Source organism: Rhizobium sp. BK399, from assembly GCF_014194695.1.
Taxonomy (GTDB): Bacteria; Pseudomonadota; Alphaproteobacteria; order Rhizobiales; family Rhizobiaceae; genus Rhizobium.
This window is the reverse complement of the sequence record NZ_JACIAH010000002.1, coordinates 78,609-99,555: the sequence shown is the minus strand read 5'-3', so window position 1 is coordinate 99,555 and position 20,947 is coordinate 78,609. Positions and strand designations below refer to the sequence as shown.

At 60.2% G+C, this 20,947-nt stretch carries 20 protein-coding genes; 11 read left to right on the top strand and 9 right to left on the bottom strand.

Annotation, left to right across the window (positions count from 1 at the left end):
* Positions 1–79: 79 nt before the first annotated feature.
* The 3 genes from FHT97_RS07005 (at position 80) to ligA (ending at position 4,904) form a co-directional block, all read left to right on the top strand.
* Positions 80–949, top strand: a complete 870-nt coding sequence (locus tag FHT97_RS07005) for an outer membrane protein assembly factor BamD (protein WP_183754596.1) — start codon at positions 80–82, stop codon at positions 947–949.
* A gap of 5 nt (positions 950–954) precedes the next feature.
* Complete coding sequence (gene recN / locus FHT97_RS07000) at positions 955–2,628, top strand: DNA repair protein RecN (RefSeq protein WP_183860896.1); 1,674 nt, start codon at positions 955–957, stop codon at positions 2,626–2,628.
* Positions 2,629–2,738: 110 nt separating this feature from the next.
* A complete protein-coding gene (gene ligA / locus FHT97_RS06995) occupies positions 2,739–4,904 on the top strand; it encodes an NAD-dependent DNA ligase LigA (RefSeq protein ID WP_183860894.1) in 2,166 nt (721 codons plus the stop codon).
* Between the two features lie 20 nt (positions 4,905–4,924).
* Here the strand turns inward: ligA and FHT97_RS06990 are convergent, their stop codons facing one another.
* A complete protein-coding gene (locus FHT97_RS06990) occupies positions 4,925–5,452 on the bottom strand; it encodes a GNAT family N-acetyltransferase (RefSeq protein WP_183860892.1) in 528 nt (175 codons plus the stop codon).
* Positions 5,453–5,720: 268 nt separating this feature from the next.
* On the opposite strand from FHT97_RS06990, the gene FHT97_RS06985 reads away from it, so the two are divergent.
* The 3 genes from FHT97_RS06985 (at position 5,721) to FHT97_RS06975 (ending at position 7,814) form a co-directional block, all read left to right on the top strand.
* Positions 5,721–6,311: a 3'-5' exonuclease gene (locus tag FHT97_RS06985; protein WP_183860890.1), complete on the top strand. Its 591-nt coding sequence runs from the start codon at positions 5,721–5,723 to the stop codon at positions 6,309–6,311.
* A 62-nt stretch (positions 6,312–6,373) separates the two neighbouring features.
* Positions 6,374–6,865: a CreA family protein gene (locus FHT97_RS06980; RefSeq protein ID WP_183754605.1), complete on the top strand. Its 492-nt coding sequence runs from the start codon at positions 6,374–6,376 to the stop codon at positions 6,863–6,865.
* A gap of 79 nt (positions 6,866–6,944) precedes the next feature.
* Positions 6,945–7,814, top strand: a complete 870-nt coding sequence (locus FHT97_RS06975) for an aldose 1-epimerase family protein (protein WP_183860888.1) — start codon at positions 6,945–6,947, stop codon at positions 7,812–7,814.
* Between the two features lie 102 nt (positions 7,815–7,916).
* Here FHT97_RS06975 and FHT97_RS06970 read toward each other — a convergent pair whose 3' ends face one another.
* Together FHT97_RS06970 and FHT97_RS06965 are read right to left on the bottom strand one after the other, a co-directional pair.
* Positions 7,917–8,387, bottom strand: a complete 471-nt coding sequence (locus FHT97_RS06970; protein WP_056812703.1) for a chemotaxis protein CheW — start codon at positions 8,385–8,387, stop codon at positions 7,917–7,919.
* Between the two features lie 2 nt (positions 8,388–8,389).
* Positions 8,390–10,354 (bottom strand): methyl-accepting chemotaxis protein, encoded by a 1,965-nt coding sequence (locus FHT97_RS06965; protein ID WP_183860886.1) that lies wholly within the window; start codon positions 10,352–10,354, stop codon positions 8,390–8,392.
* 353 nt (positions 10,355–10,707) lie between these two features.
* Here FHT97_RS06965 and FHT97_RS06960 point away from each other — a divergent pair, with 353 nt between their 5' ends.
* The 3 genes from FHT97_RS06960 to FHT97_RS06950 are packed head-to-tail and all read left to right on the top strand — an operon-like array spanning position 10,708 to position 13,332.
* On the top strand, positions 10,708–11,310 hold the full coding sequence (locus FHT97_RS06960; protein ID WP_183754611.1) for an SCO family protein: 603 nt from the start codon (positions 10,708–10,710) through the stop codon (positions 11,308–11,310).
* 4 nt (positions 11,311–11,314) lie between these two features.
* Entirely contained in the window at positions 11,315–12,442 is a 1,128-nt protein-coding gene (locus FHT97_RS06955) for an NAD(P)/FAD-dependent oxidoreductase (protein WP_183860884.1), read from the top strand.
* An 11-nt stretch (positions 12,443–12,453) separates the two neighbouring features.
* A complete protein-coding gene (locus tag FHT97_RS06950; protein WP_183861407.1) occupies positions 12,454–13,332 on the top strand; it encodes a 50S ribosomal protein L11 methyltransferase in 879 nt (292 codons plus the stop codon).
* Between the two features lie 159 nt (positions 13,333–13,491).
* Here the strand turns inward: FHT97_RS06950 and FHT97_RS06945 are convergent, their stop codons facing one another.
* The gene (locus FHT97_RS06945) at positions 13,492–13,665 is read right to left on the bottom strand and encodes a hypothetical protein (protein WP_183860882.1); all 174 of its coding nucleotides are present in this window, start codon (positions 13,663–13,665) and stop codon (positions 13,492–13,494) included.
* Between the two features lie 279 nt (positions 13,666–13,944).
* On the opposite strand from FHT97_RS06945, the gene FHT97_RS06940 reads away from it, so the two are divergent.
* Positions 13,945–15,780 (top strand): aminopeptidase P family protein, encoded by a 1,836-nt coding sequence (locus tag FHT97_RS06940; RefSeq protein ID WP_183860880.1) that lies wholly within the window; start codon positions 13,945–13,947, stop codon positions 15,778–15,780.
* A 15-nt stretch (positions 15,781–15,795) separates the two neighbouring features.
* Here the strand turns inward: FHT97_RS06940 and FHT97_RS06935 are convergent, their stop codons facing one another.
* Both FHT97_RS06935 and FHT97_RS06930 read right to left on the bottom strand, forming a co-directional pair.
* A complete protein-coding gene (locus tag FHT97_RS06935) occupies positions 15,796–16,104 on the bottom strand; it encodes an AzlD domain-containing protein (protein ID WP_016554492.1) in 309 nt (102 codons plus the stop codon).
* A 2-nt stretch (positions 16,105–16,106) separates the two neighbouring features.
* Positions 16,107–16,823, bottom strand: coding sequence for an AzlC family ABC transporter permease (locus FHT97_RS06930; protein ID WP_183754618.1), 717 nt, complete (start codon positions 16,821–16,823; stop codon positions 16,107–16,109).
* Between the two features lie 133 nt (positions 16,824–16,956).
* Between FHT97_RS06930 and FHT97_RS06925 the strand changes: the two genes are divergently transcribed.
* On the top strand, positions 16,957–17,205 hold the full coding sequence (locus tag FHT97_RS06925; RefSeq protein ID WP_183860878.1) for a DUF2164 domain-containing protein: 249 nt from the start codon (positions 16,957–16,959) through the stop codon (positions 17,203–17,205).
* A gap of 13 nt (positions 17,206–17,218) precedes the next feature.
* On the opposite strand, the gene pncA is transcribed toward FHT97_RS06925, so the two are convergent.
* The 3 genes from pncA to FHT97_RS06910 all read right to left on the bottom strand — a co-directional run bounded on the left by pncA (position 17,219) and on the right by FHT97_RS06910 (position 20,899).
* On the bottom strand, positions 17,219–17,845 hold the full coding sequence (gene pncA / locus FHT97_RS06920) for a bifunctional nicotinamidase/pyrazinamidase (protein WP_183860876.1): 627 nt from the start codon (positions 17,843–17,845) through the stop codon (positions 17,219–17,221).
* 105 nt (positions 17,846–17,950) lie between these two features.
* Positions 17,951–19,222 carry a sugar MFS transporter gene (locus FHT97_RS06915; RefSeq protein WP_259130396.1) on the bottom strand — a complete coding sequence of 424 codons (1,272 nt, stop codon included), beginning with the start codon at positions 19,220–19,222 and terminating at the stop codon, positions 17,951–17,953.
* Between the two features lie 216 nt (positions 19,223–19,438).
* On the bottom strand, positions 19,439–20,899 hold the full coding sequence (locus FHT97_RS06910; RefSeq protein ID WP_183860874.1) for a sensor domain-containing diguanylate cyclase: 1,461 nt from the start codon (positions 20,897–20,899) through the stop codon (positions 19,439–19,441).
* Between the last annotated feature and the right edge of the window lie 48 nt (positions 20,900–20,947).

Below are 20,947 nucleotides of genomic sequence, written 5' to 3'. Positions count from 1 at the left end.
CTCTGGCTCCACATTTGTGGCTAGAAACGCCAGCAGGGCGTGGCTGCCGTTGAGGGATGGCGGCGTTGGGATTGTTCCGATGGGTTATGCAGGGTCTGAAAGTATGATGAAGACAGCGCGCGCTTTGTTCGCATCGCTCTTGGTGCTGAGCGCAGGTGCCTTAATTTCCGGATGCCAGTCTGACCCCGATATCGACATCACCAAGCTCGGCCTCGAGAATGATCCGCCGGATGTTCTCTATACGCAGGGTCTCGCCAACATGAAGGCCGGCAACATGGCCGAAGCGGCGCGCAAGTTCGACGCGATCGACCGCGAGAACCCGTTCTCGGAATGGGCGCGCAAGGCCCTCGTGATGAGCACCTTCGTCAAGTACCGCCAGGGCCGTCTCGATGACGCGCTTGCTTCGGGTAACCGCTACATGGCGCAGTATCCGAAGTCCAAGGATGCGCCTTACGTCCAGTATTTGATCGGCCTGACCTATTCGAAGCAGATCGTTGACGTCACGCAGGATCAGCGCGCATCGGCCAAGACCGTCGAGGCCATGCAGGCGGTCATCGACAACTATCCGGATTCCGAATACGTCGACGACGCACAGGCGAAAATCCGCTTCGCACGCGACCAGATGGCCGGCAAGGAAATGCAGGTCGGCCGCTACTATATGGAGCGTAAGGAATATCTCGCCGCGATCTCGCGCTTCCGCACGGTGGTCGAGAAGTATCCGAATACCAACCAGATCGAAGAAGCCCTCGCGCGCCTCGTTGAGGCTTACTATGCAATGGGGATCGTCGACGAGGCGCAAACAGCTGCGGCGGTTCTCGGCCACAACTACCCTGACAGCCAGTGGTACGCGGATTCCTTCAAGCTTCTGAAGAGCGGTGGCACCGAGCCGCGTGAAAACCCGGGCTCCTGGATCGCTGCCGCAGGCAAGAAACTCCTGCTCGGTACCTGAGGCCAATGCTGATCCAGCTTTCGATCCGCGATATCGTTTTGATCGAGCGGCTGGATCTTGCCTTCGAGACCGGCCTCTCGGTGCTGACCGGTGAGACCGGCGCTGGCAAATCCATCCTCCTCGACAGCCTTTCGCTTGCCCTTGGGGGTCGCGGCGACGGCGGCCTGGTTCGCCATGGCGAAGACAAGGGCCAGGTTACGGCCGTCTTCGACGTCGGCCCGGATCACGGTGCCCGCAACCTGCTGCGTGAGAACGGCATCGATGATGACGGCGATCTGATCTTCCGCCGTGTTCAGAACTCCGACGGGCGCACCAAGGCCTATGTCAACGACCAGCCGCTCAGCGTTCAGCTGATGCGTCAGGCCGGACAAATGCTCGTCGAGATCCACGGCCAGCACGATGATCGCGCACTCGTCGACGCGCATGCGCACAGGATCCTGCTTGATGCCTTCGCGGGCGCGAACGAAGACGCTGCCGCCGTTTCCAACCTCTACCGTATCTGGCGCGATACTGAGCGAACGCTGAAGAAACAGCGCGAGAAGGTGGAGAACGCCGCCCGCGAGGCAGACTATCTGCGCTCCTCCGTAGAGGAACTGGAGAAGCTTTCGCCCCACGACGGCGAAGAGGACGAACTTGCCGACCGTCGCCAGAAGATGATGAAGGCAGAGCGCATCGCGGGCGATATAGCCGAAGCGTCCGAGTTCCTCAATGGCAACGCTTCTCCCGTGCCGCACATCGCCTCGCTGGTGCGCCGGCTAGAGCGCAAGAGCCACGAAGCCCCAGGCTTGCTGGAAGACACTGTGGCGCTTCTGGATGCTGCGCTCGATCAACTTTCCAATGCGCAAATGGAAGTCGAGGCTGCGCTGAGGAAGACGGAATACGATCCCAAGGAATTGGAGCGTGTCGAAGAGCGCCTGTTTGCGCTTCGCGCCGCTTCGCGCAAATACTCTGTTCCGGTGACCGAACTGCCGGCGCTCGCCGTTCGCATGATCAGCGATCTTGCGGATCTCGACGCCGGCGAGGAAAGGCTCGCCAAGCTTGAGGCCGAAGTTGGTGTCAGCAAGGCGAACTACCACGCCGCGGCTCGCTCGCTTTCCGACAAGCGCCATCATGCCGGCGACGCCCTGGCTGCTGCCGTGATGGCGGAATTGCCGGCACTGAAGCTCGAGCGGGCGCGGTTCATGGTGGAGATCACCACCAATCCCGAGGATGCGACATCCGAGGGCATCGACATCGTCGAGTTCCATGTTCAGACCAATCCGGGTACGCGTCCGGGCTCCATCATGAAGGTCGCCTCCGGCGGTGAACTCTCGCGCTTCCTGCTCGCCCTAAAGGTGGCGCTCGCCGATCGCGGTTCGGCACCAACGCTCGTCTTCGACGAAATCGATACCGGCGTCGGCGGAGCGGTTGCGGATGCGATCGGTCAGCGACTCAAACGCCTTTCCGACCGCGTGCAGGTCCTTTCCGTCACGCATGCGCCGCAGGTTGCAGCGCGAGCGGCTACGCACCTGCTGATCTCCAAGGGGCCTACTTCCGACGGCTCCGAGAAGATCGCGACGCGCGTCGCGACGATGGCGCCCGACGATCGCACCGAAGAAATTGCCCGCATGCTGGCCGGGGCTTCGGTGACCGAGGAGGCGAGGGCGGCTGCTGCCCGGTTGCTGGCTGGCAGCGGCTGATTCCACAGCTCTTCGAAATGGGGAGCAGGCACGGTTAACGATCTCTCCCGCTCTTTCAATCCATACGTTTTGCTCTAAAACCGACTCCAGATTCGTGGAGCGAGAGCCGTATGTCGACTGAAGCCATAGCCGTTGATGCCCTGACGATCGAAGATGCCGCAGCCGAGCTTGAGCGGCTTGCCAGAGAGATCGCCCGCAACGACGAGCTCTATCACGGCGAGGACCGTCCGGCGATCTCGGACGCCGAGTATGATGCGCTGAAGCGACGCAACGACGCGATCGAGGCGCGTTTCCCTGAGCTCATCCGCGAGGACAGTCCGTCGCGGCGCGTCGGCGCGGCACCCTCGGTGACCTTCGCGCCTGTTGTGCACGCACGGCCGATGCTGTCGCTAGACAACACCTTCTCGCAGGAGGATGTGCAGGACTTCGTTGCAAGCGTCTATCGTTTCCTCGGCCGCTTGCCGGACCAGTCGATCGCGTTTACGGCAGAGCCGAAGATCGATGGCCTCTCCATGTCGATCCGTTACGAGAACCGCAGGATGGTAAGCGCTGCAACCCGCGGCGACGGTACGACCGGCGAAAACGTCACCGCCAACATCCGGACGATCAAGGAAATTCCTCAAACCCTTCCTGCGAGCGCGCCAGCAGTCGTCGAGGTGCGCGGCGAAGTCTATATGGCCAAGAGCGATTTTCTAGCGTTGAACAAGCAGATGGAAGCCGAGGGGAAGCAGACCTACGTCAATCCGCGCAACACGGCCGCGGGTTCGCTACGTCAGCTTGACGCCAAGGTGACGGCAAGCCGCAAGCTGAAGTTCTTCGCCTATGCCTGGGGCGAGATATCCGACATGCCTTCCGACACTCAGTTTGGCATGGTCGAGGTATTCAAGAGTTGGGGCTTCCCGATCAATCCGCTGATGAAGCGGCTGAATTCGGTCGCCGAGATTCTGGCCCATTACGATGAGATCGGCCTGAAGCGGCCGGATCTGGACTATGACATCGACGGTGTCGTCTACAAGGTCGACAGTCTTGAGCTGCAGGCCCGCCTTGGCTTCCGCTCACGCAGTCCACGTTGGGCGACAGCCCACAAGTTCCCGGCCGAGCAGGCGTTCACGACGGTCGAAAATATCGATATCCAGGTCGGCCGCACCGGTGCGCTCACTCCGGTAGCGCGGCTGACGCCGATTACGGTCGGCGGCGTCGTTGTGACCAATGCGACACTACACAACGCCGATTATATCGAAGGCATCGGCAATTCGGGCGAACGTATCCGTGAAGTCGGGCATGACATCAGGATCGGTGATACCGTTATCGTACAGCGGGCAGGCGACGTCATCCCGCAGGTGCTTGATGTTGTCATGGAGAAGCGGCCCACAGACGCCGTCCGCTACGATTTCCCGCAAAAATGCCCGGTCTGCGGCAGTCATGCTGTGCGGGAAAAGAACGAGAAAACGGGAAAGCTCGATTCAGTTACCCGATGCACCGGCGGTTTCATCTGCCGTGCACAGGCAACCGAGCATCTGAAGCACTTCGTCTCCCGCAATGCCTTCGATATCGAGGGCCTGGGGTCGAAGCAGGTCGACTTCTTCTTTGAGAGCGACGATCCTGCCCTGCAGATCCGCACTGCACCCGATATTTTCACTCTGGAGAAGCGGCAGGCGAACTCGCTGACCAAGCTTGAAAACATCGAAGGCTTCGGCAGGGTCAGCGTCGGAAAGCTCTATGCGGCAATCAACGAGCGACGCAGCATTGCGCTGCATCGGTTCATCTATGCCCTCGGTATCCGCCACATCGGAGAGACCACGGCGAAGCTTCTGGCGCGCTCCTACGGCACCTACGCCGATTTCGAGGCAGCGATGAAGGATGCTGCGCCCCTGTCCGGCGATGCCTGGAACGACCTCAACGCGATTGAAGGCATCGGGGAGATCGTGGCGCGCGCCATCGTCGAATTCTACAAGGAGCCGCGCAATGTCGAGGTCATCTCGCGGCTGCTTGCCGAACTGAACGACGGCACACCCCTGGCGGCCGAAAAGGTCGCGGCTTCCAACAGCCCTGTTGCCGGCAAGACCGTCGTCTTCACCGGTTCGCTGGAGAAGTTTACGCGTGACGAGGCCAAGGCGCGGGCAGAGAGCCTTGGAGCCAAGGTTGCCGGTTCGGTGTCGACGAAGACCGATATCGTCGTCGCAGGACCCGGAGCCGGCTCGAAGCTCGACAAGGCACGTGAGCTTGGCGTCCAAACGATGGACGAGGACGAGTGGCTGGCACTGATCAGTGGGTGAGGACGCCAGCCTTCGCCTTTCTACAGCCTGACTCGCGCCATCGTGTACGCGTCGACATAGGCGCCGTCTCGGAAGCCGAAGGACTTTAACAGGCCTTCCGTCTCGAAACCGAACTTCTTGTAGAGTGCAAGGGCGGCAGCGTTATCCGTGTAGACCGTGAGTTCCAGCCGCTTGATATCAAGCCAATTGTCCGCCGTATCGACAAGCGCCTGCATCAACGCGCTGCCGACGCCCTTTCCGGTGAAATTATCGTGCACGCCCATGCCGATGCTCGCCGCGTGGCTGCGCCGCCCCAGAAGGCGCATGAGATGCGCGTCGCCGATCGGCACCCCGTCGACCTCCGCGACAATGCTCACGTTGCCCTGTGGCATCGACTCGAAACGCTTCCGTGTTTCCTCGACGCTCTGATAAGGAAGACGGAGCGTGCCGTGGCGAAAGCCTGGCAGGTTGAGCATGGCCGTTACCGCCTCGATGTCGCTTGCGCGCATCGCGCGGATCGTCACGCCCGTCACGGGCGGTTTGAGGGGTTTTTCTTCCGGATTATCCAAGACGCTCTCCTTGAGTTGTTGGAGGAGAGCAAGCTTCGAAAACCCTGCTCACCTCGGCAGGGTCTTCGGGATCGATCGGTCGATTAACGCGCCAATGCTCCCCCGAGCCCTGCATGGGTCGTGGTGTGGTGCATGGTCGTAAGAATTGCGCGTGATCCGATCATGCGACGAAAGTCGTTGATGGCGACGCTTGAGTCAAGCCGGGGTGTTTACCTCCGGCTCCCTACAACGCTAAATCGGTGAAAAGATATCGACTCGGAAGCCTCGGTTGAAGACCATCGCCATTGACTTCGAAACAGCCAACGAACAGCGCGGCAGCGCCTGTTCGGTCGGTCTGGCATGGATCGAGGACGGTAAAGTGACCCGCGTAGAGGAGCGTTTGATCCGACCGAGGGAAATGCGGTTTTCCGGCATGAACATCGCCATTCACGGCATTCGGCCGGAGCATGTCGAGGACGCACCCGAGTTTCCCGAGGTTATGGACGAGTTCCACCACGATTTCCGGGGGGCGACCATGATCGCGCACAATGCTGCTTTCGATTTCAGCGTCTGGCGCGCAAGCCTCGATCTCTATCGGCAATCCTATCCGGAACTGACCTATCTCTGCAGCCTGAAGATGGCTCAGCGGATCTGGCCGCATTTCCTGTCGCATCGGCTCAACATCGTCGCCGAGCACCTTGGCCTGCGCTTTGCGCATCACAACGCTGCCGAAGACGCAGCCGTCTGCGCGCACGCGGCGCTCGCGATGGCAAAGGCCGTCGGTGCCGCTGCCGTCAATGCCATTCCCGCTCTGATCGGGATGAAGCCGGGAAAGTTGACACCGGAAGGATATGAAGCCTGCACCTGCCGGAAGGCGTGAAGGTTCCTTGTAAAGGCATCCGTCGGACTTACCTTAGAATCGGATGTAACCAGGGAAACACCATGTCTGGAAAAAGCTGCATCATTCTCGCTGCCTCGCTCATCGGTCTCTGCGCCGGCACGGCATCGGCTGACCAAGTCGGCAAGGTTGGTGTCGACTGGATCGGTAACGACATCATCATCGACGCAGTGGCAGACCCTCAGGTGAAGGGCGTAACCTGTCACGTCACCTATTTCGACCGCAGCGTCATCGACCGCGTGAAGAACGGCAACTGGTTTGAGGATCCCTCGAACAATTCCATTTCCTGCCGCCAGACCGGGCCGATCGAGATCGACGACATCAACCTCTCGAAAGGCGGCGACGAAGTCTTCAAGACGGGCATGTCGCTGATCTGGAAGAAGCTGGTCGTCAACCGGATCTACGACAAGGAAAACGACACGCTGATCTACCTCGCGCATTCCCGCGAATTGACCGATGGCTCGGCCAAAATGGCGATCTCGACGATCCCGCTTTATGGCCAGAACGTCACCTGGAAAAACGGTAAGCCGCAATAACGCCTGCACGCCGGTTCGGATGGAATCGGCGGCAGGCCCAGATATGGTCCGATGGCGGACCAAACCGAAGGGAACGCTCATGCCAAGCCACGCGCGGATCGGCAACCAATATCTGACGGTCGATGTTTCCTCACTAGGAGCCGAGATGCAGTCGCTTGTGACAAGCGACGGCCGGTCGTGGTTGTGGAACGGAGATGCGGCTTTCTGGGGCGGACGTTCGCCGGTGCTTTTTCCGATTGTCGGCAAGGCGCCCGAGGACATGTTGGCGATCGACGGCGAGACCTATCCGATGGGGCAGCACGGTTTCGCGCGCCGGACGGAATTTGCCCTTGCCTCCGCGGACGCAACGACATGCCGGTATGAACTCGCCTCATCGCCGACGACGCGGGCGGTCTATCCTTTCGACTTCCTGTTGGCGGTAGAACACACGCTGGAGGGACGGGCACTGACCGTCGCAGCCGAGGTCACAAATCGCGATAGCCGGCCGTTGCCCTTCGGCCTCGGCTTTCATCCCGCCTTCGTCTGGCCATTGCCTGGATTTGCCGGGCGCGATCACGTCATCACCCTCGACAATCAGGGAGAGCCAGGTTTGGTGCGATTGCAGGGTGGGTTGATCTCGCCCGCGAAGCTGGCGTCGCCATTCAAGGCCGGACGGCTTGTGCTGGACCGCGGCATGTTCGAGCAGGATGCCATGATCTTTCCCGAGGGGGCGGGGAAGGGATTAAGCTACGGTGTCGATGGTGGGCCGACGATGCATTTCCGTTTTGAAAATCTGCCCAATCTGGCGCTCTGGCAGAAACCGGGCGCACCGTTCATCTGTATCGAACCCTGGCATGGAACGGCCGCTGAGAAGGACGGCTCGAACGAGATTGCAAAGCGCCCGTACAGCCTGACATTGCCTCCCGGCGAAACCAGCCGCTTTGCATTCACGGTCGAGATCGTGGAGTAGTTAAAGCTGGCATCTTTCCACGCGCGAAAGACGAAAACCGCCTGCAAGTAGTCTTGCAGGCGGCGAGTTTGCTTATGGGACGTGACCGCGCAAGACGGGCTATTACGCAGCTTCGCGCGTCAATTCGTCGGCGATGACGGTGTCGAGGTTCAGGAAGCAGACCATGGTCTTTTCGAGGGCGACGATGCCGCGGCAGAAGGCGCGCTGCGCTTCCGGGATGATTTCCGGGGCCGGCTGCAGGTCTTCGCTCTTGATGGTCATCATGTCGGAGACCTGTTCGACCAGCAGGCCGACGAGCTTGCCAGCAATGTCGGTGACGATGATGGCAGAGCGCTCTGACGGCTCGGTCATCTTCATGCCGAGACGGCAGGCCATGTCGATGACAGGGATCACAGCGCCACGCAGGTTGATGAGGCCGAGGACGTAAGGCGGCGTGTGCGGCATCGGCGTCACCGGCGCCCAGCCGCGAATTTCGCGGATCGCCATGATGTCGATGCAGAATTCCTGCTCGCCGAGATGGAAGGAGACGATCTCGAGATGCGAGCCGGTCTGGTTGATGACGGTGTTGTTCATGATCAGAATTCTTCCCAGTTGTCTCCGGCCGGTGCGGCCATGGCTCTGGCGGTTGCGCCGCCGCTGAATGCGCCCGCGACCTTGCCGATCAGGCTTCGTGCGGGAGATGGTTTCGGATGCGAGACTGCGGTGGCTTCCCGCGGCGTGGAACGGGCATTCATGCCCTCGCCGATCTTGAACGTCCGGATCAGGTGGATCAGGCTGTCGGCATCGGTGGCGAGCGCATGGCTTGCTGCGTTCGTCTCTTCCACCATGGCCGCGTTCTTCTGCGTGACCTGGTCCATCTGGCTGATGGCCGTGTTGATTTCGTTCAGTCCGGTGGATTGTTCGCGTGCAGAGGTTACGATTGATTTAACATGCTCGTCGATGCGCAAAACATCTTCGCCGATCTGGCGCAACGCTTCGCCTGCAGCGGTCACGAGTTCGCCGCCGGCCTTTACCTCAGCCCCGGATTTTCCGATCAAGGCCTTGATATCCTTGGCAGCCCCTGCTGCCCGACCGGCGAGTTCGCGCACCTCCTGCGCGACGACCGCGAAGCCCTTGCCAGCTTCGCCGGCACGCGCTGCTTCGACGCCGGCATTGAGGGCGAGCAAGTTGGTCTGGAAAGCGATCTCATCGATGACGTTGATGATCGTTCCGATCTCACGAGAGGCCGTAGCGATTCGCTCCATGGCGGCCATGGCGTCGGTGACGACCGCATCTGATTTCGTCGTGTTCTGTCGGGTATGGGCAACCATGTGGCCGACTTCTTCGGCGCGGTTGGTGGCGTTACGGACCGTTGCCGTGATCTGATCGAGTGCCGCGGATGTTTCCTCAAGCGATGCGGCTTGCTGCTCCGTGCGCTTGGCGAGATCGTCGGCGGCGGCACGCATCTGCTGGCTGCTTGCCTGGATGGACGTACCGTTCTGAGAAATGCCGGCCATCGTCTGGCGGAGTGTTGCCGTGGTCAAATTGAAGTCGCTGCGCAGGCGCTCCAGTTCAGGCTTGAATGGCTGGTCGATGGTGACCGTTACGTCGCCGCCAGCGAGCCGGTTGAGGCCCTGGCCCAATGCCTTGACAGCATTGTCGAGCGCCTCGGCATCGGCCAGCTTTGCTGCTTCGCGGCTGCGACGCTCTGCGTCGCTTTGCTGACGCTCGCTGTCAGTCCGCGCCTGGAGTTCCAACTTGTCGATTGCGGCAAGCCGGAAGCTTTCCGCCGCGCGTGCCATGTCGCCGATCTCGTCGCCACGCTCGGTGGCGGGGACGTGGCTGGCGAGATCGCCCCGCATGATCGCGTGCATGCTCTTGCGGACGGCCTCGATGCCGCGGCTGATGGAGCCGCCATGAATGTACTGCAGGATCGCCATTGCGAGGATGGCAACGATACCGAGTGCAAGCTGGATGTGGATTGCCCGCTGCGAGATCGCGTTTGCCTCGTCGATTCGAGCCTTGGCGAGTTCGCCGCCATCGCGCGCGAGCTTGTCCAATGTCGCGCCTACTTTGTCGCCACCTCCGTCGATAGCGTCGTCGAGCCTGTCGAACTCACTGTCTGGCGCGCCGGCTTCGACAGCCGCCTTCAGGTCGCCGACGATATTCTTCCCGAGCGTCGCGACGTCTGCGTCATACGTGGATAGCAGGCTTCCAGCGTTCAACTCTTCGGCCAGACGGTGCAATTCCTTGGAGCTGTTTTGTAGCCCCGCAATTGCGTCATTCATCAGCTTCAGGCGTTCGGGCATCACTGTGCGATCGCCACGATCGACGATGGTGTCCATGGCGGCAAGAATCAGAGTGAGGTTTGCGGCTCGCATCTCGTTGATGTGGTCGACGCTGACCTGGATTTCGTTGGCGTGTCTTAGACCGGCATCAGCGCTTGAATTCTGGTACCAGCCAACCGCGATCATCGAGCCGAACCCGATGAACGCAGCGCCCGCAAGGGTGCCGAGCCTCTGGCCAACAGAGAGGCTGCTGCGCACTTTCATATCAGTCATGTGATGATTATCCCCCTCCGCGATGAGACGCGGTATCCATTTTGCGCTCACGCGGATAGCCGGGATCGAAATGCCAGGCAGACGTCATGTCACGGGAGCGGCGGACGCTCCATCCAGTGCTAAATATAGATGTGTATTTTTAAGTATTTACTAACCCTCAAAGATTGTAGGCTGCCTCCTCTCGTACCAGCATGTGTTGGTAACTATCTGGGCTTTTTAGTTCGATTACGCTTTTTCCGTGTGCCTGTGGGGCAATCGGTCGCCGGCGGGAAACGTCTTGTTGAATTGCGCCGTCGAGAATGAGGCGATATCACCCGTGAACGGGAATGGTCCCGACATCAGAGGTTTGATCGATGAAGACTGTCCGCGTTGCGGTGTGGGTTGCGGTGCTGTTGATGGCCGGGATTCTCGGCTGGCTGACCCTCAATGTCACCAAGACGAAAGACGCGGTGTCCGAGGGACCGTTCGGCGTGCCGTTCACGCTGGTCGCCCAGGACGGCCAACCGATCACCGAGCAGGCCTTCCGCGGCAAACCGACGGCGCTGTTCTTTGGGTTCACTCATTGCCCGGAAGTCTGCCCGACAACGCTGTTCGAAATGAATGGTTGGCTGGAGAAGGTCGACCCAGAGGGCAAGAAGCTTCAAGCGTATTTTGTGACCGTCGATCCGGAGCGCGACACGCCTGACGTGATGAACCAGTACGTCTCCAATGTGTCCAAGCGCATCGTCGGTATTTCAGGCGCGCCCGACAAGGTCGCCGATGTCATCAAGGGCTACCGGGTCTACGCCAAGAAAGTTCCTGTCGACGAGAGCAAGCCGGACGGCGACTACACAATGGACCACACGGCTTCCGTCTTCCTGCTCGACTCGGCGGGGCGCTTCGCCGGCACCATCGCCTATGGCGAAAACCCCGATACGGCGGTAAAGAAATTGGAGAACCTCGTCAGCAAGGGATGACGGCATGGCGTCAGGGCATCGCAGCATCTTGATCGCCGGCGCCGGCACGACCGGCCTGACTGCCGCCCTCGAACTTGCCCGGCGCGGGCACGTTCCGCGTATCATCGACGGTGACGCCGGCCCTGTGCCGTTGGCGGAAAGCCGGGCTCTCGGCATCAATGCCAGAACACTGACGCTGCTTTCGCCTTCACGTGTAAGCGACGCCATCCTGCAGGAAGCACAGCGGATTGCGCATTTCCGCATCGTCTCCGGGAACAGACTGCTTGCCGACGTCGACACGACAACCGTGCCCGGTCCCTACAGCGCTATCCAGATGCTGGCGCAGGGACATACCGAGCGGCTCCTGTTGGGCAAGCTTTCCGATTTTGAGGTTGCTCCCGAATGGCAGACCGTGGTGGAGACGGTTTCGCGGGATACCTCGAAGCCGCGAGTAACTCTGCGGAAGCCCGATGGATCTGTAGAAACGGCGGATTTCGATATTGTCATTGGCGCCGACGGCGCTCATTCGACGGTGCGCAAGGCTGTCGGCATCGATTTCCCCGGGCAGGCGCTGGAGAGCAGCTTTTATCTCGCGGATTTCCGCTACGACGAACCGGTCGATACCGGCTTTGTCGAGATCAATCTGCTCGACCCGGGGATGATCGGACGTCTGCCTGTTACGCATGATGTCCTGCGCTATATCTCGACGCTCCCCGATTTCGAGAGCCGCATCCGGCATCCTGCACGGGTCACCGAGCGCGTCTGGGCCTCCGATTTTCGCATTCACTTCCGTCGTGCTTCGGAGATGGCAAGGGGTAACGTGTTTCTCGCAGGTGACGCGGCGCATATTCACTCGCCGGCCGGTGCGCGCGGGATGAACCTTGGCATAGAAGACGCGTGCTGGCTCGCCTGGCTCATTTCTGAGGGGCGGGAACGCGAATATGCGGCTCTGAGGATGCCGGCGGTGACGACGGTGCTGAAACAGACCCACCAATTGACGTCGCTGATCACCATGGAGAATCCGATGGCGATCGCGGTCCGAAACCTTGCCGTCCCCTTCCTTTTGCGAATACCTGCCTTCCGACAAAAATTGCTTCGCGGCGTGTCGGGATATGATACGCAGTCGCCTCCCTGGATCGCTGGCGCGCTATAGAAGAAAGACCGATTGTGGAAATACGCCTTTATGTGACGACAACCGAAGTACTGGCCGGCGAGATCCTGGATCTGTTGTCCGATGTCTTTGGCGAAGAAGACTTCGCAATCGCGACGACTGAGATCGACGAGAAAAAGGACATTTGGGAAGCGTCTGTCTACATGATGCGTGAGGACGAGGCGGAGGTCAGAGCGCGTGTCGAGGAAGCGCTGAAGACGAGTTTTCCCGACGCAAAGGTAGAGCGTGAGGTTATCCCCGATGTCGATTGGGTTGCGAAATCACTCGAGGGGCTGAAGCCGGTGCGGGCGGGGCGGTTTCTCGTCCACGGCTCGCACGACCGCGATAAGGTGCGTCCGGGCGACATCGCTATTGAGATCGATGCGGGCCAGGCGTTTGGTACCGGTCATCATGGCACAACGGCCGGCTGCCTGGAGACGATCGATCGCGTTCTTCGTTCCCGCCCAGTGCGCAATGCGCTTGACCTCGGAACCGGCAGCGGCGTTCTGGCGATTGCCGTGCGGAAGCTCCGGAACATTCCTGTTCTCGCGACCGATATCGATCCGATCGCAACGAAGGTTGCGGCCGAGAATGTCAGAAGCAACGGCATTGCGTCAGGCATTTCGACGGCAACGGCCCCGGGCTTTCACTCGACCGCATTTTCCGCCCACGGCCCCTTCGATCTGATCATTGCCAATATCCTGGCGCGGCCACTGATCAAGATGGCGCCGCAACTCGTTAATCATCTGGCGCCCGGTGGTTCGGTCATCCTCTCCGGAATTCTTGCCGCGCAACGCTGGAAGGTGCTGGCCGCCTACAATGGCGCGCATCTGCGGCATGTCCGCACCATCTGGCGCAACGGCTGGGTGACGATCCATCTCGACCGCCCCTGAAATGAAGGCAAAAAGAAAAGGCGGTGCCAATGGCACCGCCTTCGGACCAGTTTCCCGGTCATGCCCGCGAGCTCGAAGGAGGAGGAGCGCTCGAGCGGGCTTCTACTGGTTCTGATCGCCGATCCCGTGAGGGAGGAGGAGAAGGGAGCGGCGAGTTGCTCAGAACGCGTAGCTGGTTGCGACCTGATGGCGCGTAACCCTTTGGCCGGCGCCGAGCATCTTGAGGGTGTCCTCATGCAGCGGACGGCGCGAGCCGATGATGTGACGCACAGTCTGGCGCTCGCCAGCCTGTACCGGGCTGCTGTAAGCGAAGCGCGACAGAGGGGCAGTCATATCTGAATTCCTTTTGTTTCGTTTCAGGTTCGTCTCGAACCTGTTTGATGGCGCCTATATAGCGATTTAGAAAAGCGGAGGGAGAGGGTTTCGTTCATGGGAGCCATGCGCTGAATGCATAAAGCGTGCCAGTTTGTGAATCGATGCCTCATTTCCGCCGAATTATTGGGCGGCTTTTGCTCAGGCATCACTTTGCAGATTTCTCGTATTCGCCTGAAATTCCGATAACATAGCCGAATCCCGTCGCTGAGGGATTCGCACAAAACCGGGTTATTGAGCATGTTCCAGTCTTTTGAAGTCACTTCGACGCCACAATTCGGCCGCGATCGCGTCTCCGCTTTGCGGGCAAGTTTTGATGCGCTTGGCATCGACGCCTTTCTGGTGCCGCGCGCCGACGAGTTCAACGGCGAATATGTCCCGGCTTGTTCGGAGCGTTTGTCCTGGTTGACGGGCTTCACCGGATCGGCGGGCATCGCGCTGGTGACGCGTGCGGCGGCGATTGTCTTCGTGGATGGGCGCTACGTGACGCAGCTTGCCGAGCAAGTGGATAATTCCGTCTTCACCGGCGGAGACCTTGTGAACGAACCGCCCCACGCTTGGCTTGCGAAGAATGGTTCGAAGGGCCTGCGTCTCGGTATCGATCCGTGGCTGCATTCCGGCGCGGAGGTGCGGCGATTAGAGAAGGCGCTCGCCGAAATTGGTGGTTCGCTTGTCGTCCTTCCCCACAATCCCCTTGATGAGCTCTGGAGCGACCGCCCGCAGGAACCGCTGGGGCAGGTGGCAATCCAGAACGTCGTGCAGGCGGGCATACTCGCGACCGAGAAGATCGCGACGATTGCAGCCGATCTCGCAAAGAAGAACTTGAAGGCGGCCCTGATCGCGGATCCGTCTTCGGTGGCCTGGACCTTCAATATCCGCGGTGCCGATGTGCCGCATACGCCGCACCCGCTGGCGCGCGCGATCATCCATGCCGACGGCAAGGCCGATCTCTTCCTCGACAAGCGCAAAACCGGCATCGAGGCGGAAGCCTATCTTGCACAGATGTGCGTTCAGCTTCCACCGTCGGAACTCGAAAAGAAACTGTCGACCGTTGCAAGGGATGGTGGCCGCGTCCTGGTCGATCCGGATCTCACCTCGTATGCCCTGGCGGAGATCATTCGCAAGGCGGGTGGCGAGGTCGTGGAAGGCAATGATCCCGCGAAGCTGCCACGGGCCGTCAAGAACGGCGTGGAGATCGATGGTTCTGCTGCCGCGCATCTCCAGGACGGCGCGGCCATGGTCGAGTTTCTCTACTGGCTGTCGCAGACCAAGCCGGGAACGGTGACCGAAATCGAGGTGGCGGAGAAGCTGGAAGCGGCACGCGCTCGCGTCGGCCAGAGCATGCAGAACCCGTTGAAGGACATCTCCTTCGACACGATCTCCGGTGCCGGTGAGCATGCGGCGATCATGCACTACCGCGTGACGACGGAAACGAACCGCAAGCTTCAAGCCGGGGAACTCTTCCTGATCGATTCCGGTGCCCAGTACATCAACGGTACGACCGACATTACCCGCACCGTCGGTATCGGCTCGGTCACCGAGGAACATAAGCGCTTCTTCACGCTGGTGCTGAAGGGGATGATCCAGATCAGCACCGCGCGCTTTCCCAAGGGCACCCGCGGCTGTGACCTCGATCCGCTGGCCCGCATCGCGCTTTGGCGAGCAGGGGCTGATTTCGCCCATGGCACCGGCCACGGGGTCGGGTCCTATCTTTCAGTGCATGAAGGGCCGCAGCGCATCGCCAGGCTTTCAACGCAGGAGCTGCTGCCAGGGATGATTCTCTCGAACGAGCCTGGCTACTACAGGCCAGGCGCTTTCGGGATTCGCATCGAGAATTTGATCTATGTCCGAGAGGCGGAGGCGATCGACGGCGGTGACTTGCCGATGCTTGGCTTCGAGACGCTGACCTTCTGCCCGATTGACCGGAGCCTGGTCATTCCGGAACTTCTGACGCACGACGAACTGCATTGGTTCAATGGCTATCACGAACGCACGCGTGAGGCGCTGATGCCGCTGATCCACGACCACGACGTCAAGGCGTGGCTGGAGAATGCCACCCTGCCGCTCGAATATTGACTAGCGCCGGCGGCGTCACATGCCGATGGTGTGACGCCAGGCCATCACGACGAGCCATGCGACAATCAGCATCCAGGTGTGCGAGGCCCTCAGGCCGACGACGAGCGCGGCGAGTAGGGCGAGCTTCGACTCCCAGCCACCGGTGAAGAAGGCCGGCGCGACAAGCGTCGTCAACACAGCGGCCGGAACTGCGGCAAGTGCTGCCTCCATGCGCGGCGGGATGCGCTTCATAGTCGTGATGAGGATATAGCCACCGATGCGCGTCGCGTAGGTCGCAGCCGCTGCCGCCAGGATCACGAGCGCCATGTGAAGATCGAAGGCCATCATCATACCTCGTGCAGATCGGATTCGAGTTCCTGTTCATGCGGCGGCGGCGGGAACAGGGCGGCAAGCACGATGCCGGCAGCGGCGCCAAGGCTTACGTGCCAAGGCGAGCCGACATAATGGTAGGCGACAACAGAGGCGACCGCGCTAACGGCAGCGACCGGTAGAAAGTTGTCGCGATGGCGGAAATCGAGGACGATGCCGAGGAAATAGGCTGGCAACAGGATGTCCAGTCCGATCGATTTCGGGTCGCCGATGTAACTTCCGAGCGTGCCGCCCAGCAGACTGACCAAAACCCAGGGCACGTAGATGATGATCCCAAAGCCGAGGTACCAGATGAACGTGACCGGCTTGCCGCTTTCGCCACGTTTGACCGTTTCCGCAAACTGCGGATCGACCAGAAGGAAAAAGGTGAAGAACTTCTGGAGCGGCGAAAAATGCTTGATGTAAGGCGCGATCGCCGCGGAATAGAGGACGTGGCGGAAATTGACTGCAAGGATCGAGGCAACGATCAGCCACGCCTGCACATTGTGGCCGAAGAGCTCGATGCCGACCATCTGGCTCGCGCCGGCGTAAACGGTGGCACTCATGAAGGTCACTTCCGCAAGTGACATGCCGTTATCAACCGCGAGCGCTCCAAACAAGGCCCCGAACGGGGCCGAGGCCAGCGCGATGGCCGAGCCACCGCGCAAACCGTCGAAAAAATCAGCGCGACTCATCGGCGACAATCCTTCTGGAATTTTGCCTTCCGTGTAAGGAGGGGTAGTACCTGCCGCAAGCAAATTTCCTTGATTGAACGATCGATTTCGCTGAACGATGCGGTCGCGACTGATTGCCGTTCGGGGAGAAAAGATGAACCAGATCGAATTTTCGAAGGAAGAGAAGGCCGAACTTCTTGCGCGGATTCAGCACTATTTCAGCAGCGAGCTGGACCAGCCGATCGGTCTCCTGAAAGCGGAGTTCGTGCTCGAGTTCTTTGCGAAGGAAGTCGGCGCCGCCTACTACAAGAAGGGGCTGGAAGATGCGCAAATCGCGCTCGCCAGACGGATGGACGACTTTTCCGAGGACGTCTACCAATTGCAACGGAATGCGACGGCGTAGCTAGGTCCTGCCGCTAGCCGTCGAGAACCTGCCGGCTGGTGATGATATCGATGCCATGCTCGCGCATCTCCTCGATCGCCGCCGCAACGCCCTCAGGCGAGATGCCGCGGCTGGCGTCTTCGATGAAGCGAACGCGGACGCCGGGCATCATCTCGGTCGCATCCAATGCCGAGAACTTCACGCAGTAGTCGGTTGCGAGACCGCAGACGTCCAGATCGGTCACCTCCTGGCCCTCAAGGAAATGGGCAAGACCCGTCAGCGCGTCCTGATCGTTGTCGCGAAAGGCGGAGTAGCTGTCGACACTGTGATTCTCGCCCTTTTGCAGGATGAGATCGATCTTGCCCATCTTGAGGTCCGGATGCAGTTCTGCGTCCGTCGTGCCCTGAACGCAGTGGTCCGGCCACATCATCTGCGGCTTGCCTGACAATGTGCCAAGTTCGAACGGTTGCTTTCCCGGGTGAGAGGAAGCGAAGCTGCCATGACCGGACGGATGCCAGTCCTGCGAGGCAACGATCAGGTCGTATTTGCCGCTGTCGATCAGACGATTCGCGATGGGGACCACCTCGTGGCCATCCAGCACTGGAAGGTTGCCGCCTGGGCAGAAGCCATTTTGAATATCGACCAGCAACAAGGCTTTCATCGGTGCGATTCCCTCGAGTTGTGCGCTGCACCATGCCAAGGGTGGAGGGATGGCGCAAGCGCCAAGACACTTCGCCGCAGATCAGCGAAGTGCGCCTTGAAAGGGTCAGCTCGGCCGGTGCCCTTTCAGCCCGTAAAAGGCGATGTAAGCATAGCACAGAACCGGCATGAGGAAGGCGAGGTGAATGCCGATCGTGTCCGCCAGCGCGCCTTGAACAAGCGGAAGCAACGCGCCGCCGACGATTGCAAGGCAGAGGATTCCCGAGCCTTGGCTCGTATGTTTTCCGAGACCGTACAGTGCCAGGCTGAAGATCGTTGGGAACATGATCGAGTTGAAGAGACCGATCGCCAGCACGGACCACATGGCGACATGACCACCCGAGAAGACGGTCAGCAATAGGAGCGCGATTACTACGACTGCATTGAAGGCCAATGCCTTGCCGTCGTCAACGTAACGCATGACGACAGCGCCAACGAAACGACCAATCATCGCCCCGCCCCAGAAATAGGACACGTGATGCGCGGCCTCGGCTTCCGAAAAGCCGGCGATATCAGGCTGACCCAGGAAGTTGACGAGGAAGCTGCCGATGCTGACTTCGGCACCGACGTAGACGAAGATGCCGACGGCGCCGAGGATCAGATGGCGGTACTGCCAGGCAGAGCCGCCGCCGGTGATCGGCTCGATCTCTTCGGCGCTGTCAACATGCGGCAGTTTCAGGGCTGCAAAAAGTGCTGCCAATACCAGGAAGGCGATGGCCAGGAGCATGTAGGGAAACTTCACGGCGCCCGCTTCGGCGAGCCTCATGGCATCGAGTTGTTCGGGTGTGGCGCCGACAACGGCGGCGGTCGTAGCGGACAGGATCAGGAACGCACCGAACATGGGTGCAAGCGTGGTGCCAAGAGAGTTGAATGCCTGCGTCAGGGTCAGGCGGCTTGCGGCCGTGTCGGGTGGACCGAGCACGGTGACATAGGGATTGGCCGCGACTTGAAGCAGAGTGATCCCGGTTGCCAGTACGAAAAAGGCTCCGAGGAAGAGCGCGTAGACGCGGTAGCTCGCTGCAGGAATGAACAGCGCGCAACCGACCGCAGCGATGAGGAGGCCGGTTACGATACCCCACTTGTAGCTGATGCGCTTGACGAGCGCGCCGGCGGGCAAGGAGATGATGAAGTACGCGCCGAAAAAGCAGAACTGAATCAGCATGGACTGCGTGTAATTCAGATGGAAGACGTTCTTCAGATGCGGAATGAGAATGTCGTTCAGGCAGGTGATGAAGCCCCACATGAAAAACAGCGACGTCAGCGCCACGAGCGCAAATCGATAGTTCGCTGCCGGGGAAGTCGTAGCCGGGCGTGTCGTCGCGGCGTTGTTGGTGATGATACCAGCCACTGTCTTGTACCTCTTGTTCTTGTTGCGCCGGAAACTTCCCTCGGAGCTATCAAGGCGATGGGCCGGCGGTGGCTCGGCAGAGCGCTTGGGAGGAGGCGTGCAGCAAGCCACAAGGCTTCATATATTCATTTGGAGTCGAATTGGTAGTATTCAAACTATTTTATTGTGCGGTTGGTGGGAGGTTCTCGACCGCGAATTGGACGGGCCTTAGGCCGCGCAGGCGGACTTCGCGCCTGCCTGTTCTTCTGCCGTGCGACTGGCGTGATAGGCGCGCTTCTGTGCGTACATGGCAATGTCGGCACGCCGCACCATCGACTCCATCGTTTCCCCGGGCTCGCTTGTCGCGACACCCAGAGAAATGCTGAGCGGTGCATTGGAATAGAACTGGTTGTTGATCTTCAGAAGTTCGCCGATCGTCTCGACCATCGTGGCGACGGCCTGCTTGTCGGCGCCAGGCATGAGAACTGCAAACTCGTCGCCGCCGATTCGGGCCGCATGGTTGGGTTGTGCGACAGCGCCGCCCAGAACTTCGCCCAGTCGACGCAGCAGCGCGTCGCCTGCGTCATGCCCGAGCTGGTCATTTGCTTCCTTCAGGCCATTGAGATCGATGATGACGGCCGACACTGGACGCAGCGACTTGCGCTCCAGCCTGTTCAGTTCGTCGACGTAGAAGGCACGATTGTGGAGCTTGGTCAGCACGTCGTGCTTGCCGAGATATTCGAGATAAGCCTCGGCCTTCTTGCGCGCGGTGATGTCGGTGAGCGCCACCTGCACCAGTGCCCAGTCCGCCTCGTGGCCGGGCAAAACGGAGAACTGAAGGAGGACATAGCGCTCGGAGCCGTCAAGCGCGTAGTTCACGACTTCACGCTGATGGAATAGACGGCCATGCCACAACTCGATCAGCTGTTCGCGGAAATGCTTTTCCATGTCATCGCGAAAGACATCGCCGATACGGTGCATCAACGTGCGACGGTCCGGCGCGCAGAACAGGTCGAGTGTGGCCTGGTTGACGTCGATGACACGAATCTCGCTCATGCACTGGCGCACAAATTCCGGGTGGACGTCGGTGAACACCCTGAAATCGTCGATGCCGCGATCGCGAACACTCTGCAGCAGCAGCTTGATCCGGCTGAAATCCTCGACCCAAAGCGAAACCGGCGAATGCTCGAAGATGCCTTCGGCGTAGCGCCGATTCTCGCGTTCCTTGCGGCGTGCTTCCTCACGAGCAGTGACATCTTCGGTCGTGAGCATCACCTGTGCAAGCGATTGCTCGTGCCCTGGCAGCACCGAGCCGCGCAGTTGGATATCAAGCCGGCGTCCGGACAGTGTGTAGTTGACGGCGCTGCTCGTGAACTCCGTCTTGCCGTCCCAGAGTTCGGCCAGTTCGTTGACGTGGCTTTCGAGCATCTCATCGCGAAAGACCGAACCGAGATTTGCTACCAAGTGGTCGAGGTCGTTGGCTTCGAAGAGTTCAAGTGTCTTGCGGTTGACGCGTAGTACGCGGATCAGTTGCGAGCAGGAGGCGACGCGACCCGTGTCCTCCCTGAGATAGGCTCTGATATCTTCGACGCCTTCGGCGCGCCAGCGATCGAATTGTGTCTTAACACCGCTGAAATCCTCGATCCACATCGCGATAGGTGAGAGGTCAAAGATATCGGAATCGCTCATGACAGGGCTTTCGGTTGTTGAGTGCGCGGCGTTACCTCACGGATCTTT

Excerpts from the sequence above, each read along its gene's own strand:
- FHT97_RS07005 (WP_183754596.1), top strand. The coding sequence starts at position 80 with ATGGGTTATGCAGGGTCTGAAAGTATGATGAAGACAGCGCGCGCTTTG.
- recN (WP_183860896.1), top strand. The coding sequence starts at position 955 with ATGCTGATCCAGCTTTCGATCCGCGATATCGTTTTGATCGAGCGGCTG.
- ligA (WP_183860894.1), top strand. The coding sequence starts at position 2,739 with ATGTCGACTGAAGCCATAGCCGTTGATGCCCTGACGATCGAAGATGCC.
- FHT97_RS06980 (WP_183754605.1), top strand. The coding sequence starts at position 6,374 with ATGTCTGGAAAAAGCTGCATCATTCTCGCTGCCTCGCTCATCGGTCTC.
- FHT97_RS06975 (WP_183860888.1), top strand. The coding sequence starts at position 6,945 with ATGCCAAGCCACGCGCGGATCGGCAACCAATATCTGACGGTCGATGTT.
- FHT97_RS06970 (WP_056812703.1), bottom strand. The coding sequence starts at position 8,387 with ATGAACAACACCGTCATCAACCAGACCGGCTCGCATCTCGAGATCGTC.
- FHT97_RS06965 (WP_183860886.1), bottom strand. The coding sequence starts at position 10,354 with ATGACTGATATGAAAGTGCGCAGCAGCCTCTCTGTTGGCCAGAGGCTC.
- FHT97_RS06960 (WP_183754611.1), top strand. The coding sequence starts at position 10,708 with ATGAAGACTGTCCGCGTTGCGGTGTGGGTTGCGGTGCTGTTGATGGCC.
- FHT97_RS06955 (WP_183860884.1), top strand. The coding sequence starts at position 11,315 with ATGGCGTCAGGGCATCGCAGCATCTTGATCGCCGGCGCCGGCACGACC.
- FHT97_RS06945 (WP_183860882.1), bottom strand. The coding sequence starts at position 13,665 with ATGACTGCCCCTCTGTCGCGCTTCGCTTACAGCAGCCCGGTACAGGCT.
- FHT97_RS06940 (WP_183860880.1), top strand. The coding sequence starts at position 13,945 with ATGTTCCAGTCTTTTGAAGTCACTTCGACGCCACAATTCGGCCGCGAT.
- FHT97_RS06935 (WP_016554492.1), bottom strand. The coding sequence starts at position 16,104 with ATGGCCTTCGATCTTCACATGGCGCTCGTGATCCTGGCGGCAGCGGCT.
- FHT97_RS06930 (WP_183754618.1), bottom strand. The coding sequence starts at position 16,823 with ATGAGTCGCGCTGATTTTTTCGACGGTTTGCGCGGTGGCTCGGCCATC.
- FHT97_RS06925 (WP_183860878.1), top strand. The coding sequence starts at position 16,957 with ATGAACCAGATCGAATTTTCGAAGGAAGAGAAGGCCGAACTTCTTGCG.
- pncA (WP_183860876.1), bottom strand. The coding sequence starts at position 17,845 with ATGAAAGCCTTGTTGCTGGTCGATATTCAAAATGGCTTCTGCCCAGGC.
- FHT97_RS06910 (WP_183860874.1), bottom strand. The coding sequence starts at position 20,899 with ATGAGCGATTCCGATATCTTTGACCTCTCACCTATCGCGATGTGGATC.